General features: G+C 70.4%; 12 protein-coding genes. 1 reads left to right on the top strand and 11 read right to left on the bottom strand.

Annotated elements, in window-relative coordinates; all coding sequences use genetic code 11:
• Positions 1–141: 141 nt before the first annotated feature.
• The 5 genes from ABZS40_RS24045 to ABZS40_RS24025 form a co-directional block, all read right to left on the bottom strand.
• Positions 142–2061 (bottom strand): hypothetical protein, encoded by a 1920-nt coding sequence (locus tag ABZS40_RS24045; protein ID WP_354945739.1) that lies wholly within the window; start codon positions 2059–2061, stop codon positions 142–144.
• A 238-nt stretch (positions 2062–2299) separates the two neighbouring features.
• Positions 2300–3130, bottom strand: coding sequence for a phosphatase PAP2 family protein (locus ABZS40_RS24040; protein WP_354945657.1), 831 nt, complete (start codon positions 3128–3130; stop codon positions 2300–2302).
• A gap of 362 nt (positions 3131–3492) precedes the next feature.
• On the bottom strand, positions 3493–5199 hold the full coding sequence (locus tag ABZS40_RS24035; protein ID WP_354945655.1) for a glycoside hydrolase: 1707 nt from the start codon (positions 5197–5199) through the stop codon (positions 3493–3495).
• A 180-nt stretch (positions 5200–5379) separates the two neighbouring features.
• On the bottom strand, positions 5380–5772 hold the full coding sequence (locus ABZS40_RS24030) for a hypothetical protein (RefSeq protein ID WP_354945653.1): 393 nt from the start codon (positions 5770–5772) through the stop codon (positions 5380–5382).
• Between the two features lie 139 nt (positions 5773–5911).
• Entirely contained in the window at positions 5912–6739 is an 828-nt protein-coding gene (locus tag ABZS40_RS24025) for a shikimate dehydrogenase (protein ID WP_354945738.1), read from the bottom strand.
• 271 nt (positions 6740–7010) lie between these two features.
• Here ABZS40_RS24025 and ABZS40_RS24020 point away from each other — a divergent pair, with 271 nt between their 5' ends.
• Complete coding sequence (locus ABZS40_RS24020) at positions 7011–7442, top strand: hypothetical protein (RefSeq protein ID WP_354945652.1); 432 nt, start codon at positions 7011–7013, stop codon at positions 7440–7442.
• Positions 7443–7552: 110 nt separating this feature from the next.
• Here ABZS40_RS24020 and mltG read toward each other — a convergent pair whose 3' ends face one another.
• From mltG to ABZS40_RS23990, 6 genes are all read right to left on the bottom strand, one after another.
• Positions 7553–8752 (bottom strand): endolytic transglycosylase MltG, encoded by a 1200-nt coding sequence (gene mltG, locus ABZS40_RS24015; protein ID WP_354945651.1) that lies wholly within the window; start codon positions 8750–8752, stop codon positions 7553–7555.
• Positions 8752–9210: a Holliday junction resolvase RuvX gene (gene ruvX, locus ABZS40_RS24010; RefSeq protein WP_112677948.1), complete on the bottom strand. Its 459-nt coding sequence runs from the start codon at positions 9208–9210 to the stop codon at positions 8752–8754. The genes mltG and ruvX overlap by 1 nt, the downstream gene beginning before the upstream one ends.
• A gap of 72 nt (positions 9211–9282) precedes the next feature.
• Positions 9283–11961, bottom strand: a complete 2679-nt coding sequence (gene alaS / locus ABZS40_RS24005) for an alanine--tRNA ligase (RefSeq protein ID WP_354945649.1) — start codon at positions 11959–11961, stop codon at positions 9283–9285.
• Positions 11958–12263 carry a hypothetical protein gene (locus ABZS40_RS24000; RefSeq protein WP_354945647.1) on the bottom strand — a complete coding sequence of 102 codons (306 nt, stop codon included), beginning with the start codon at positions 12261–12263 and terminating at the stop codon, positions 11958–11960. The genes alaS and ABZS40_RS24000 overlap by 4 nt, the downstream gene beginning before the upstream one ends.
• 29 nt (positions 12264–12292) lie before the next feature.
• Entirely contained in the window at positions 12293–12757 is a 465-nt protein-coding gene (locus ABZS40_RS23995) for a DUF948 domain-containing protein (RefSeq protein ID WP_354945645.1), read from the bottom strand.
• A gap of 149 nt (positions 12758–12906) precedes the next feature.
• Entirely contained in the window at positions 12907–13602 is a 696-nt protein-coding gene (locus ABZS40_RS23990) for a hypothetical protein (RefSeq protein WP_354945737.1), read from the bottom strand.
• Between the last annotated feature and the right edge of the window lie 1855 nt (positions 13603–15457).

Genomic DNA, 15457 nt, shown 5'->3' with positions numbered 1-15457 from the left:
CGTCTGTTCTTAGTTGCCAAGATGTAGCGACGCCTGCGGCGGCAGCTCGTACATCCCCTTGTGATGCTTCGGGCCGGCGGCGTGCTCCGCCGCCGGCCCGACCGTGCTGCTATCGATCCTCAGTGACGATCGGACCAGTCGTCACTGCACAGAGAAGAACATCCGCGGCGTGGACCAGGTCAGCCCACCGCCCGCAGGCGCGATCGCCGTGCTGGTCGCGCCATCGACAGCCGGACCAGCTGTGGGATCAAACGCCACGCTCCGTAGCGTACCGTCCGCTGCGCCGTACACGATCCGGCCGTTGACCCAGGCCATGCCGCGAACCGACGACCAGGTGACCGCCGTGGTGGGCAGGGTGAATTCGGTGGCTCCCAGGTAGTTGCCGTCGATCTCGAAGTAGCGGTAGTACAACGCGTTGGCACCACTGCGGGTGTAGTAGAGCCGGCCGTTCAGGTAGAACGCACCGGTCATAGTCGCGGGGTTGAACCAGTCGTTGAACCCCGACGACTCCCAGGGGACACCGATGGCACCGCCGTTGAACATCGACACGTCGAGCCGGCTGCCGGTGGGAGTGCCGGCCACCGTGTGCGCCCAGTAGATGCGGTCGCTCACCCGCCACGTCGCTCCGGCGTCGGTGTAGTTGGGCTGGCTGACCGTAGTGGCGGCACCGACAGTCGTGCCGTTGAACGACGCCTTGGCCAGCTGGCCCTCGCCGGTGCCCAGGTAGAGGTTGCCGGTCGACCCCGTCGGCGGGTTCTTCGGGGCGAAGGTGCGACCACCGGCAAGCGGGAACATGCCGAGCCGGCCGTGGTACTCGCTGCCCATCCCGTCCGAGTTGTGCCCGAAGTAGAGCCCGTCGCTGCCCCGCCAGAGCACGGGAACCTGCGAGCCCCAGGTACTGGTGCCGGCCGGCATGGACGCACTGCCGCGACGGCCGGGGTTCCAGGCGACCGGCAGGCCGGTCGCCGGGGTGACGGCGGCGATGCCAAGACGATCGATCGCGCCGTTGCCGGCGGCGTCGCTGGCGTTCGGGTTGTTCAGCCACCGGAAGTGGCCCCCCAGGTAGATGACGTTGTCCGCCACCTCCACGGAGGTAATGGTGTCGTTGCCGGTGTAGTCGACCCAGGTACCCAGCTTGCCGCTGCCCCGGTCTGCGGTCTCGAACCTGATCAGTGCGTCACAGTAGGCCGCCGGCCAGCCGGCGCCGCCGTTGGTGCCGACGACGAACCAGCTGCCGTCCGGGCCGAACTTCAGGTCCTGCACGTAGTGCACGAAGGTCTCCGGCGCGGCGCACGGCGCAACGAACTTCTCGGTGCTCCAGTCCAGCACCGTCGGCGTGCCGGACAGGTCGATCATCGCCATCTGGTTGCGGGACAGCCCGTTAACCAGGGTGAAGTTGCCGCCGGCGATCATCGTCTGCCCATCCGGGGTGACATCGATCGTCCAGCCGTAAGAGCCGGTGCCGTGCCGCCCGACGGTGGCGTTGATGGTGAAAGTCGGGTCGATCGCGCCGGTGGTGGCGTTCAATCGGCCAAGCCCCGAGTGCGAGGTGCCATTCAACCAGTTGAAGGCGCCGGCGACGTAGAGCCAGTTGCCACGCAGCACCATGTCCCGGACCATGCCGCCGTCGGAGCGACCGACCCAACTACCGATGGTCGCCCCGGTCGTGGGGTCCAGAGCCACCAGGTTCAACCGGCCCACGCCATTGACGTTCTTGAACCCGCCACCGACGATGAGCGTGCCATTCGGGCCAGGGATCAGGGAGTTGACCGGACCGTCGAGAACCGGCAGGAACGTGGTCGAGATGGTTCCGGTGGTCCTGTCGTAAGCGAACAGGTAACTCCGCGTGACCCAGGCGGCGCTGGAGTTCTGTCGGATCTGGGTAAAGCTGCCTCCCACGTACACCTGCGAGCCGACCTGCGCGAAGGCACGGGTCTCGCCGTCGCGGCCGTGCGGGGTGTTGTCGGCGGGATTGGTGGACACCAGGGTCGCCGTCTCCGGCGCCGGCACCACGGCGGCAGAGGTGGCGGACGGGGCGACCAGCACCGCGGCGACGGTCATCAGACCGACCGCAGCCACCCGGATACGGAATCCGGTGGACGACCGAGAGAGCGGAACTTTGGGCACGCTGCGCCTCCAAGTAGGACGAGAACCCGCGTAGCGTGCCTCGCCGATCATGATTTGCGATATCCGCCGATTGGGCTGTCGCCAGACCCCACGCGACAAGGACGGACGGCTTCCGTATCGGGTGTCAGGCCCACCTCGACACACCGCCGTCGGACGGTGCTGCGACGATCGCTCAGACGGTACTGGTGGCCTCAATGGGCAGATCGTCCACCGACCGAACGGGCGGACGCACCCGATTCTCGGCCACCAGCACGGTCAGCACCATCACACCGAGCAGCAGGGTCGCGAAGATCCAACCACCGATCACGTCGGTGAACCAGTGCCGCTCGGCATACAGGCGGGTGTAGCCCTCCACGGAGACCAGCACGGTCAGCGCCGTCGCGAGGGCGATGCGGCCGCGCCTCGGGATGTTCCAGGTCAACCCCGCTAGCACCGCGATCGTGCCGAAGGTGAGCATGACCCGGGCACAGCCACCGGAGGGGTAGGTGCCGAGGTCGGTCGGCGGATGGCCGCGGTTGACCGTCAGCGCCAGTATCTGCTGCGTGTACTGCTCGATGACGAACTGCAACGGCATCGCGACCAGCGGGATCCACCATCGGCGGCGGCGCCAGGCGATGGCGAAGGCAATGGCCGCGACCACCGTCACCCACTTGAGCGGGTACCGGTCCCCGATGGCGGTGATGAACGCGTTGATGTCGGCCCACACGTCGACCCGGCGGGCATGGACGTAGTCGAAGACCGCATGGTCGACGGACGGTTCAAGCCTGGACAGCAGCTCGCCGAGGGGCCAGCAGATAGCCACCACGGCCGCGCAGCCGGCGAGCAGGACGACAAACGCGGCACCCAACCGGCCGAAAGCGTCGGTGAGCCCGGCCACGGCGACGCGCAGGCGGTCGGCGAGGCGGCTGTCCCGCACCGCCGGCGCCCAACGCGTCGCCATCACAGGAACCAGCACCGCGGGCACCAGCACAGACAACGCCCCGAGAGCGTAGATGAGGATCACCGGAAAGCACCGTCGCCCGGCTGACCGGCGGTTGACCACGCCAGGTCCGTGGCACGCAGCCACCTGAATTCCGCCGACGTCATCGGTCCCCTCTCACCCGGGCACCGAGCGACCACCCGTTCGCAGGGTCTGCTGGCACCGCCACATGGCATTCGAGGTGACACGTTAGGGGACTCGAACGCTCCGCGATAGTCGCGGATCTGTCCGCTCTCCGTCATCCCAACGTCGAGACTTCGACATCTGTCGGTGCTGTTCCGTCAGCCACGCTCACACGTCGTGACAGGGTCGGATTCGCGACATCGACCAGGTGGGGGCCCGAGTCCGGGTGACTTGGTGTGCCGACCGCCCCGAGTCGCCCAAAGTTAGCGGCTCCCCCCGGTGGGCTGCCGCAGGTAAGGGTCTTGGCCAGCCTTGGCGAAGCCGGCCACCGCCGAGGTGTCGTGGTTCATCGTCATGTCGCACGTCGACGTGCGGCTGGTCATGCCGGCCGAGTTGAAGTACATCGCCGCCTTGATCTTCGGGTGCGCCTTCAGTGCCGCCGGGAACTCCTGGAACCAGCGCTGCTTGGCGCCCGGGTCGGCAGAGTTGAAGTTGGTGCCGAACTCCGCGAGCATCCGAGGCTTGCTGGCGCCGATGCCGTTGTCGTCCAGCCAGCGGTAGAAATCGCCAATGGTCGTGCTCGGGCTCTTCCACACAGTGCTGCCGTTGCAGACGTGGAAGTTGTACGGGTCGTAGGCCACCCAGTCGACGTACCGGTCACCGGGGTACAGGCCGGCGTACCGGGAGTGGTGCCCGGACCAACCCATCATCGTCCAGACCCACACCGCGTTGGTCGCGCCGGCGCTGGCGAAACGATCGTGGACGTAGCGCCAGGCCCGGACGAAGTCGGCGTCGCTGCCCTTGTTCGGCTCGTCCTCCGGCTCGTGGTCGAACCCGATGAAGACCGGCACACCGGCGGCCTTGATCCGACCCGCGACCGCGTCGATGGTGTCGTCCTGCTTGCCGCCGTAGACGTCCGACCACTTGAGGGTGATGCCAGCGGAGAAGTCACGGGACTCCCAGGCGAAGAACATCAACCGGCCTTCGCGCATCTGCTGCTGCTCGTACACGTCGGGGAAGGCGCCGTTGCTGCCGGCGTTGGAGAAGTCGTGGTAGCGGTGCACGATGTCGAACTTGCGCCCGATTTGCGTCTCCACGTCGGTGACGGCCTTGCCGTGGTCCCAGCCACCGGCCGCGGCGGTGGGCGTGTACATGCCCCACCATGCGCCGCAGGACGGGACGAGCTTGTCCGAGACGGAGCCACACCTGCCGGACGGGAGGGTGCCGCTGGCGCTCGGGGTCGCCGTCCGGGTCGGGGCGATGGTCGGCGACGGCTTCGGCGCGGCGGTGGTCGGCGACGCGCTCGGCGACGGCGGCGGTGCCGGCCGGGTGGTCGTCACCGGCGACGGCCGGGCACCGAGGTCGTAGCTGATCAGCAGGCTGGGTCGCAGGTCCGGGTTGCGGTTCTCGACCGACGCCCAGTAGATCCGGCTCTCCAGGCCGCTCTGCGCCAGCGAGACCGTCCAGGTGCCGTTGCCGGTGACCAGTTTGGAGACGTCCCACTCGTTGAAGCCCTTGGACACACTTGTCACGCTGTCCAGTGCGGCACCGGCCGACGTAACAGGAGGCCGCGACTCGCGGGCGCTCAGCGGCGACGCGTGCGCCGTCACCGTGGCGGCGAACTGCTGCCAGGCGTGCACCCGCAGCGTCGCCCGGATGTTGACCGCAGTGGTCGGCACCGTGGTCACCGCGAACTCGATGACCCCCTCGCGGCCACCACGCGGGTTGCCGTCGCAGCGCGTCGCACAGGTGGCCAGCGTCGACTTGGCCGCGTTGTCACCGTCCTGCGCCACTGCGGTGGCGGTGGTGTCGGCAGCCGCCCGGATCGACAGGTCGTCGCTGGCCAGCAGCGGCATCATGGTCGCCACGATGCCGGCCACCACCGAACCGCCGACCACGCCGATGGCAATCGCCTTACGCCGGGGTCCGGGGCGGAACCGGGTGATGCGGTGCAGTCCGTGCCTGGTCAAGGAAACTCCCTGTGTCTGCGTCCGTAACGCTGAGCAGCGTATCGATGACCAGGACATGTGGCAGGTAGGACAGTTTTCCGTAAGCGCGTCTTAACCGTCAGCTAAGAAAGCCACCACCAGCCTCGCACCTCGGGGCACCGGCGGAGTCTCATCCACGATGCCGGGCAGGCGTACGCCGAGTCAACGGGGCACGTTTGTCGCCTGCTTCCAGCGCAGCAGCGCGCTGGCGACGGCATACAACGCCAGCAGGAGCAGCACCCCGCCGACGAGGTAGGCGGTCAGGCTCCCATCGGCGTGCACGATCATCAAGGTCGATCCGAGAGCAACGACAATCGCCACCAGGATGACCAGCACGCCCCGAATCTGCATCGCCCGCCTGCTCGGTGCCATCCCGCGCACCCACAGACGACCGCGGCGGATCGCCAGCGGGATGACGATGGCGGTCACCGCCGCGCAGATCCCCCCGATGACGATCATCCGGACACCGCTCTCGCCGCCGGTGGCCACCTCCACCGCTCCCCAGACCACGATGAGAATGCTCAGAACGACGGACGCCGCACCGAGAATTCGCATCGTGCTCCTGCTGTACGGTCCCTCAGCCCGCTCGTTCGCCCGCATGCCGCAGTAGTACCGCGGCCCGCCGGCCCGCAAACCGTTCAGGGAGCCGTTTACAGTCAACGTCCTCGATGGTTGGGGCTGCCTGTCCGATCCGTCAGGCGGCACGAGCGGCAGTCAGCGCGGCGGCCATCGCCGCCCTCGGCGCGGTCACGCCGGTGAACTGCTCGAACTGCCCGACCGCCTGAGCCAGCAGCAGGTCCAACCCGGACACCACCCGGAGGCCGGCCGTGACAGCCGAGGCAGCGAGCGGCGTCGGCCACGGGTCGTAGAGGGCGTCGAAGAACACCGCGCCCGGCCGCCAGACCACCGCGCCGGCCAGCGGGTCGGCCACACCCTTGGGCACCGTGGAGACGACCACGTCGGCGGCGGCGACAGGTCGGGGCGCGTCGGCCCAGTCGACGGGCGTCAGCGCGACACCGAGGGCGTCCGCGACCGGCCGCAGCTCGTCGACCGCCTCGGGCCGACGAGCAACCACTGTCACCGATGGGCAGGCGAGCTGCGCGGCGGCGGCGAGCGCGGCGCGGGCCGTCCCGCCGGCGCCGAGCACCGTCACGGCGGCGCCGGCGGTCACACCGGCGTCGGTGAGCACCCGCACCATGCCGGCGACGTCGGTGTTGTCCGCGTACCAGGAGCCGCCCGGACGGCGTACCAACGTGTTGGCCGCGCCGACGGCGGCGGCGACGGGCGACGCGGCGTCGGCCACGGCGAGCGCCGCCTCCTTGCCCGGCATCGTCACCGACAACCCGGCCCACTCCGGGCCCAGGCCGGCGACCAGATCCGGCAGCTCCGCCGCCGCGCACTCGATCCGGGTGTACGACCACCCGGTCAGCCCGGCGGCGACGTAACCAGCGGTGTGGATCACCGGGGAGAGTGAGTGCGCGATCGGCTTGCCCAGCACCGCGGCCCTACGGGTCGACACGATCACCGCCGGTCGCAGCCGACGGCCCGGTCATGGTCGACATCACGTCCCCGCTCTCCCCCGCACGTCGGGATCGACACTACCCAGCACCCCGGCCCGGGCACCAGAGAACCGGCCCTGCGGCCGCCCCGGGTGACCGGGTTGTCGCTTGACCCCCATCGACGTTGGTGAAAGCATTCCGGGGACGGAAGCGCCGATCGAAAAAGGGGAAACCTTGAACAAAAGCATTCTCCGTGCCCTTATCGCGATTGCCGCGGTTTTCAGTCTTTCGCTGATGACCGCCGCTCCCGCGAGGGCGGACGCCGCAGCGGGCAGCTGGTCGGACAACCACCAGCTGTGCCAGTCCAGCTCCTGCGTCCGTAGCGGCAACATCGTGCGGCTCTGGCAGTCCATCGTCTGGGCCGACGACCTGACCGGCAACGTCGGCACCAGCTTCATCGACGGGGAGTTCGGCTCCAACACCGCCGCCAAGACCAGGACCTGGCAAGACGTGATGAACGTCGGCATCGACGGCTCGGTCGGGCCGGAGACCTGGGGCGAGGCGTACGGCGCGGTCAACCGCAACACCGGGTTCGACACGAGCACCCAGACCGGGTACTTCTACTACGGCTACAACCGCACGTTCGGTCTGCGCAAGCAGAACAGCAACGGCGTGTGGACGTTCCTCAACCCGCGCACCGGCACGTGGACCGGCACCAGCCACTGACAATGACGCCGTAATTGCGCGTCACGCTGACCAATAGAGGCTCCCTTCCCGACGGCGACCGTAATTGCGGTCGTCATGGGAAGGGAGCCTTTATGGAATGACCCGGCTGGTCAGATGATGCCGGCCTCCCGGGCCTTGTTCTCGTTGCGCTGGTGCTGCTCGTACGTCTCGGCGAACTCGGAGTGGCCCTGCTTGTCGATCGCCACGAAGTAGAGCCACTTGCCCACCGGCGTGTCCATCGCCCCTTCCAGGGCCTGCTTGCCGGGGTTGTTGATCGGGGTGGGGATCATGCCCCGCAGCTTGCGGTTGTACGGGTTCTTCGGGTCGTCCAGCTCGGCCGCCGTCATCTGCTTGGACGACTTGGTCGGCTTGCCGATCGACTCCAGGTAGTAGTTGACAGTGACGTCCATCTCCAGGCAGTTGCACGGAAACTCGCCGTACGCCCGGTTGTAGGCGACTCTGGCGACCTTGCCGAGGTCGTCCTTGTTGCCCGCCTCGGCCTGGGCGAGCGACGCCACGATCAGCGCCTCGTACGGGCTGACCTTGCGCTCCTCCTGCACCCGGTCGGCGAACTTCATCTCCCCGCTCACCGAGAGGAAGCGGTTCACCATCAGCTTGAGGATGCTCTCGGCCGTGGACTTCGGCGGGATCTCGTACGTGTCAGGGAAGAGGAAGCCCTCGACGGACTTGACGACCTTCTTGCCGTCGTCGCGCTTGAACCACCAGTCCGGGACGCCGAGCGCCTCCGGGTCCTTGGCGGCGGCCTGGAAGTCCTTGACCGGGATCTTGGTCTTCTCGGAGAGAAGCTTGTAGATGTTGAAGCTCGTGCGGCCCTCGGGGATGGTCAACCCGTTGACGATCTTGTTCTTCAGGTCGAGCATCGCGGTCACGGCGCTCGCGCCGCTCATCTGCTTGCGCAGCTTGTACGTGCCCGGCTGGATGTTCTTGCTGCGTGTGTTGGCTTCGGCCGCCTCGACGAAAGCCTTCTGGCTCTTCACCACGTCGGCCGCCACGAGGGCGTCGGCCATGTCGGCAAGCAGCGCGCCGTTCTTGATCTCGACGGTGATCTCACCGGCCCCGCTGCCGTCGTAGTCGGGGGTGACGAAGTAGTTCTGGATGCGGTCGAAGCCGTAGAACGCACCGCCGCCGATGCCGCCCAACAGGAGCAGGGCCATCAGCAGAGCCAGGAATGTCTTGCCCCGGCCGCCGCCGGACCCGCCCTTGCCCTTGCCCTTGCGGAAGCCGCGCCGGTGCCGACCCTTCTCCCCCCGCTCCGGCTCGTCGAACCCAAGGTCCAGATCGTCGATCATTACGTCCGCCTCCGCTGCGCGTCCAGCCAGCTCTGCAGGATCTCCACCGCGGCCGCCTGATCGACAACCGCACGTTGACGTTTACCTCGGACGCCACGCTCGGCAAGCCTACGAGAAGCGACCACGGTCGACATCCTCTCGTCAGTGAGCGTTACCGGGACAGGCGCTATCACATCGACCAGTCGGTCAGCGTACGCCTTCACATGGACGGCCGCAGGACCGTGCTTGCCGGCGAGATTGACCGGAAGACCGACGACAACCCCGACGGCCTCGTGCTCGGCCACCAACGCGGCCAGCTCGGCGAGGTCGCTCGGCACCGCGTCCGGCGCCGCCGTGAGGTCGCGGGCCAGTGTGACCAGCGGCGTTGCCAGGATCCCGTCCGGATCCGAGCGGGAGACGCCCACGCGCACCTGACCGACATCCACGCCGATCCGCACACCACGCGTCAGCTCAGCCACCGACAGTCACCACCGGCCGGATACGAGCCAGGGCGGACCAAACGGCCCGCCCTGACTCACAGTAATGATCTATCACGCCTCAGTGATCGCCTTCTCGACGGTGAGCAGCAGGTTCGGCGCCTCGGCCGCCGGCAGACCGCCGCCCTGAGCCAGATCGGGGCTGCCACCGCCGCGCCCGGAGAACGCCGCCTTCACCAGATCCGACGCGGCCAGGCCACGGCTGCGCGCCGCCGCGTTGACCGCCACGACCAGGGACGCCTTGCCGTTTGAACGCGCCGCGACCGCGACGACCGCCGGCCGCGCCGGATCGATCTTGCCGCGGATCTCCTGAGCCAGGGTGCGCACATCGTTGCCGGCCGCGCCCTCCGGCGCCTCGGTGCCCACGTACGCGACTCCGCGCACGTCCTTGGCCTGCGCCGCGAGCGCCGCCGCGCCACCCAGCACCAGCTGGGCACGCAGCTTCTCCAGCTCCTTCTCGGCGTCCCGAAGCTGGGTGACGGTCTGTTCCACCCGGTCGGCGACCTGATCGTTGGGCACCCGGTACAGCTCGGCCAGCCGGGAGACCAGCAGGTGCTCCTTGGCCAGGAAGCCGAAGGCGTCCATGCCGACCAGCGCCTCGACCCGGCGGACACCGGAGCCGATCGACGACTCGGAGAGGATCTTCACGAGGCCGAGCTGGGCCGAGCGGGCCACGTGCGTACCGCCACACAACTCCCGGGCGTAGTCACCCACCTCGACGACCCGCACCTCCTCGCCGTACTTCTCGCCGAAGAGCGCCATCGCGCCGATGCGCCGCGCCTCCTCCAACGACGTGATGAAGGCGTGCACCTCCAGGTCAGCCAGGAGCACCTCGTTGACCTGCTGCTCCACGTCCCGCAGGACGCTCGGCGACACCCCGGTCGGGGTGTTGAAGTCGAACCGGAGCCGACCGGGGGCATTCAGCGACCCCGCCTGCGTGGCCGACTCACCGAGGAAGTTGCGCATGGTCTGGTGCACCAGGTGCGTGGCGGTGTGCGACCGGGAGATCGCCCGACGCCGGGTCGTGTCGATCTCGGCGAAGCCGGCCTCGCCAGCGCGTACCTCGCCCCGGATCACCCGGGCGCGGTGCACGATCAGGCCGGGCACCGGCTGCTGCACGTCGAGCACCTCGACCTGCCCGCCACCAACCGTGATCATGCCCTGGTCGGGCTGCTGCCCACCGCCCTCGGCGTAGAACGGGGTGGTGTCCAGCACCAGCTCGATGGTGTCGCCCTCGGTCGCCGCCTGGCGCGGGCCGTCGGCGCCGAGCAGCGCCCGCACCGTCGACTCGCGGGACACCTCGCTGTACCCGGTGAACGTCACCGGACCACCCGCGTCGAGCACCGACCGGTACGCCGACAGGTCGACGTGCCCCGTCTTGCGGGCCTGCGCGTCCGCCTTCGCCCGGGTCCGCTGGTCGGCCATCAGCCGCCGGAACCCCTCGTCGTCGACAGTGAGGCCCTGCTCCGCGGCGATCTCCAGGGTCAGATCGATCGGGAAGCCGTAGGTGTCGTGCAGCTGGAACGCCTTCGCCCCGGACAGCGCGGAGCCGCCCGCCGTGCGGGTCTCCGCGATCGCGGTGTCCAGGATCGTGGTGCCCGCCCGCAGTGTGGACAGGAACGCCTCCTCCTCCGCGTACGCGTAATCCGCGATCCGGTCGAAGTCGGTCGCCAGCTCCGGGTACGACGGCGCCATGCAGTCCCGGGCCACCGGCAGCAGTTCGGGCAGCGCCCGGTCCTGCCAGCCCAGCAGCCGGATCGACCGGATCGCCCGGCGCATGATCCGGCGCAGCACGTACCCGCGACCCTCATTCGACGGGGTCACACCGTCACCGATCAGCATCAGCGCCGTGCGCACGTGATCCGCGATCACCCGCAGCCGCACGTCGTCCGGGTGCGACTCGCTGGCCACGTGCCCGGAGTGCGCGCCGTAGCGCTTACCGGTCAGCTCGGCCGCCCGGGCCAGGATCGGCCGGACCTCGTCGATCTCGTACAGGTTGTCCACACCCTGCAGGATCGAGGCCATCCGCTCCAGGCCCATGCCGGTGTCGATGTTCTTCGCCGGCAGGTCACCCAGGATCGGGTAGTCCTCCTTGGTCGTGCCCGGACCCCGCTCGAACTGCATGAAGACGAGGTTCCAATACTCCATGTACCGGTCCTCGTCGACCGCCGGGCCGCCCTCCCGGCCGTACTCCGGGCCCCGGTCGTAGAACAACTCCGACGACGGACCGCACGGCCCGGGAATGCCCATCGACCAGAAGTTGTCCGCCTTGCCCCGGCGCACGATCCGCTCGGCCGGCACCCCCACCGACCGCCAGATCTCGTACGCCTCGTCGTCGTCGAGGTAGATAGTCGGCCAGATCCGCTCCGGATCCAGCCCGTAACCACCCTCGGCGACCGGCTTCGTGGACAACTCCCAGGCCAGCGGGATCGCGCCGGCCTTGAAGTAGTCACCGAAGGAGAAGTTGCCGTTCATCTGGAAGAACGTGCCGTGCCGGCTGGTCTTACCGACCTCGTCGATGTCCGGGGTGCGCAGGCACTTCTGCACGCTGACCGCCCGCTGGTACGCGGGCGTCTGCTGACCCAGGAAGTACGGGACGAACTGCACCATGCCGGCGTTGACGAACAACAGGTTCGGATCACTGATGGCGGGCAGCGGAGCGGACGGCACCACGGTGTGGCCATTCGCCTCGAAGTGCGCGAGGTACCGCCGCTTGATCTCCGCCGTCTTCATCGCTGGTGTTCCTCCGGAAAGATTTGTCGATCGCCGATCCGCGGGTCTTCCCGCAGGTCGGCGAACTTGTCGTCGAACGCCTCGCCCTGGGCGAACGCGTGGTGGATCTCCTGCTCGCGTTCGGCCATCCCGACCCGGACGTCCTCCACGAAACTACGCAGCGACTCGACGAGCCCGCCAGCGGATTCGCTCAGCGAGCTGGCGATGCCCGCCGGCGTGTACGCCTGCGCGGTCCGGGTCGCCTTGCGGACCACGATCACACCGACGGCCACTCCGATGCCGAGCCAGAACAAGCGCCTCATGTCCCGCAACCTCCTGGTGCGCCGGGCGGTCAGCTGTTGCCGCGTCGCGCGGCCCGTCGCTGCTGCTTGATGGTGTCGCGTACCTCGCGCTCGGTCTCGGCGTGCCGACGACCGGCGGCGGCCTTACGCACGCCGTAGCCGAACGCGGCAACCTTGACCATAGGGTTGGCTGCTGCGGCGGAGACGACGGTGGCCAGGTTGGCGACGTTGGCGGTGACGTTCTGTGCGTGGCTGGTCATGGTGTCGACCTTCGCCAGCTGGAGGTTCACACCGTCGAGCGAGGTCTGCACCTGCTCCAGCGCGGTGTTGACGTTCCGCACAGTGGTGTTCACGTCACCGAGCAGCGGTCCGGTCCGATCGTTCAAATCGTTGATCATGCGGGTGGTGGCGTCAACCGTGTGCCGCAGCCGCAGGATGGGCAGCGTCAGGATGAGCACCAGCACCGCGAACGCGGATGCCGCGATCAGCGCCGCGATCGCTCCAATGTCGCCCACGCCTGTCCTCCTCAAGCAGAGTTCCGCAGGACCCGACGTCCCCGGAACGCACAACCATGCCACCCGTACCGGCCGCCGAGCCGTCGGCGGTCACCGGTAGCGGGCTGGCCCGCCAGCCCCAGACCCTACCGTCCGTGATGGAGACCGGCTCAGGACGGTGAGGGTGTCAGCTCACCCAACGGATCCGCGCTGACCGTCGGGAACGGATCCTCCCCGGTCAGTGACGGGTCGGTGGTCGGCTGCGGCCTGGTCCGCTCGTCGTCGATCGCGTTGCGCACCTTCACCGACACCAACGAGCCGGTGCACTCGGTCGCAGCGGCCGACGGGTCGGCGGACGGTACGACTGCGGGCTCGCCGTCCACCGGCGGCGGCACACAGGTCGGCTCGCGTACCCACAGGTCGAGGGTCAACTCGTCGCGACGCCAGCAGGTGTAGCTGCCCTTCGTCTGCTGCTCCGGGCAGCGGCTCACCTTCCACGGCTGCCACCCGTCGCGGCGCAGCGCGTCCTCGTAGGCCTGCGCCGTCTCCTTGGGCGCCTTCTCCGAGGTCACTGTGCGCTCACGCAGCCGACAGTCGAGCAGGCACCAGCGGCTGCCGCTGACGTCGTCGACCGTCTTCGCGGCCGCCCAGGCGGGCACACCGAGCTGGTCCAGGTTGTCGAAGACCGGGTCACGACTCAGCGTCCGGATCCCGAAGAAGAGCGGCACCGCGCCGAGCAGCACGACGCTGACCAGCACCAACACCGCCGCGCGCAGTCGGCGTCGTTCATGGGTCTGCCGGCGTTCCTCGGAACGGGCACCCGGTGCGGCGTCGTCGTCCGGCGCGTCCTGACCTGCCGAGCGCAGCGCCGGCCCGTCGGTGGGCTCCGGTTCCGGCCGGTCCAGCGGGCCGGACACGGAGGGCACCACGGCGGCGGCGCGGGCCACGCCGACGGGCTCGCCGGCGCGTCCGGGCGGCGGCACGGGCGCGACACCGCTCGGCTCGGCACGACCTGGCTCCCGATTCGGAGGCAGGGCACGTCCGGCGGCACGGTCGGCCGGCGCGGGTCGGCCGGACGGCGCAGCGCCACGGGCCGGGCCGGCCGGCCCCGGGTCAGCGGTCGTCCGGTCGTCGGTGGGCAGCGGCCCACCGGGTGGGCGGACGGCGGCACGAGCCGGACCATCCGGACGCGACCGTGGCGGACCATCCACACCCGGCGGCACCGCCGCACGAGCCGGACCGTCCGGACGGGTCGCGTCCCGGGGGGCGGCCTCGCCGCCCGGGCCGGGGCGCAGTGGCCCGTCGACTCCACGGCGCCCGGTGCCAGGTGTGGGCGCGTCGCCGGGGATGGGGCGGGCCCGGCCGGGTGGGGCGGAGCGGGCGGCACCCCGCGCCGCGGTACCGGCGCCGGGGCCCGCCACGGCACGGCCGCGCTGGCCGGTGGGGTCAGGTGTGGGTACCGCAGCAGCGCCCCGCCCTCGGGCGGGCCGGTCACCGGGCGGCGTCGGGTAGGTCAGCGCCTGCTCTCCGGTGGATCCCGACGCGTCGGGCCGGACGGCGCGACGACCGGTCGGCGCGTCCGCGCCCGGGTCGACCGGCGGACCGGCGGGCCGGCGGGCGGCGGTGCGCTCCGCGGCCGGGTCGGGCACGGCGAGCCGACCGGACGCCTGGTCGGTGAGGTCTCCCGGCCCGATGGGCGGCGCCGGACGGCGACCCCCGGCCTGCGGGCTGCCGTCGCGGCGGTTGACCACCGGCAGGCCAGGGTCGGTGTGTGGCAGGCGGCCGGCCTGGCGGAGCCAGTCCGCGGGTCGCTCCGGCCGGTCCAGGCGGGGTTCGCCGCCGGGTGGCGTTCGGCGTTCCGGCTCACCGGAGACGACCCGGCGGCGACCGGTGCCGTCGGCGGGGCCGGCAGTGGGCAGGGCGCCGCTGTGCGCGCCAGTTGCCTGGGGCACCGACGACGCGTTTCCCGAGCGGGGCACGGGTGGCGCGTTGCCGGAGCGGGGCACCACCGGCTCGTCGGGTTCCGCGGCGCGGCGACGCCCGCCCGCTGCCGGACGGGGAGCCTCGGCGGCGCGCCGCCCGGTGGGCTCGGGTGCGCCGGGGTCGGCCGGGCCGGGACGACGCCGGGCGGTACGCGGGTCACCGTCGATGGCGGGGTCGGGCCGCAGGCCATCAGTGGTCGGCGGCACGACGCCAGCCGGTGCGCCGTCGAAGCGGGCCGGCCCGGGGGCGGCGGCTGCTCCGGCGGCCCGCGCCGGGTCGGAGGTCGGGCCGACGGCGCGTCGACCGACGGGGGCGCCGTCGGCGGAGGGCCGGGCACGGCCGGGCTCGACCGGCTGCTCCAGGCCGGGTCGGCGGGTCGGCGGGCCAGCGTCCGGACGGCGCAGCGGCGGCATGGCGTCGGGATGACCGCCGGGCGCGGCGGGGTCCTGATGACGGCCCGGCGGAACAGCGGCGTCCGGACGACGGCCCGGCGCAGCGGCGGCGTCCGGACGACGACCTGCCGGGGGGCCTGAGGTCGGTGGGCCCACGGGTGGGCCGGGAGGGGCCGCCGCACCGCGAGCACGGGTCGGGCCGCCGGGCGGGCCGGGTGCCGGGCGAGGCCCCTGCGGGCCGGCCGGGTCATCCCCGCCCGGGCGAGCGGTGGGTGGCGACGGCGGCACGGCGGCGCGGGCGCCGGGCACCGGCTGCACGCCGCGGCGCGGCGGTTGCCCCGGCGCG

The sequence above is a fragment of the Micromonospora sp. NPDC005324 genome (assembly GCF_040607155.1).
In the GTDB taxonomy this organism is placed as follows: domain Bacteria; phylum Actinomycetota; class Actinomycetes; order Mycobacteriales; family Micromonosporaceae; genus Micromonospora; species Micromonospora trifolii.
Note: the sequence above shows the minus strand (reverse complement) of the source record. Positions and strands in the feature narration are given on the sequence as shown.

What these genes read in the sequence shown, in the direction of transcription:
- mltG (WP_354945651.1), bottom strand. Translation starts at nt 8,752, where the DNA reads ATGATCGACGATCTGGACCTTGGGTTCGACGAGCCGGAGCGGGGGGAG.
- ABZS40_RS24045 (WP_354945739.1), bottom strand. Translation starts at nt 2,061, where the DNA reads ATGACCGTCGCCGCGGTGCTGGTCGCCCCGTCCGCCACCTCTGCCGCC.
- ABZS40_RS24020 (WP_354945652.1), top strand. Translation starts at nt 7,011, where the DNA reads ATGACCGCCGCTCCCGCGAGGGCGGACGCCGCAGCGGGCAGCTGGTCG.
- ABZS40_RS24030 (WP_354945653.1), bottom strand. Translation starts at nt 5,772, where the DNA reads ATGCGAATTCTCGGTGCGGCGTCCGTCGTTCTGAGCATTCTCATCGTG.
- alaS (WP_354945649.1), bottom strand. Translation starts at nt 11,961, where the DNA reads ATGAAGACGGCGGAGATCAAGCGGCGGTACCTCGCGCACTTCGAGGCG.
- ABZS40_RS24000 (WP_354945647.1), bottom strand. Translation starts at nt 12,263, where the DNA reads ATGAGGCGCTTGTTCTGGCTCGGCATCGGAGTGGCCGTCGGTGTGATC.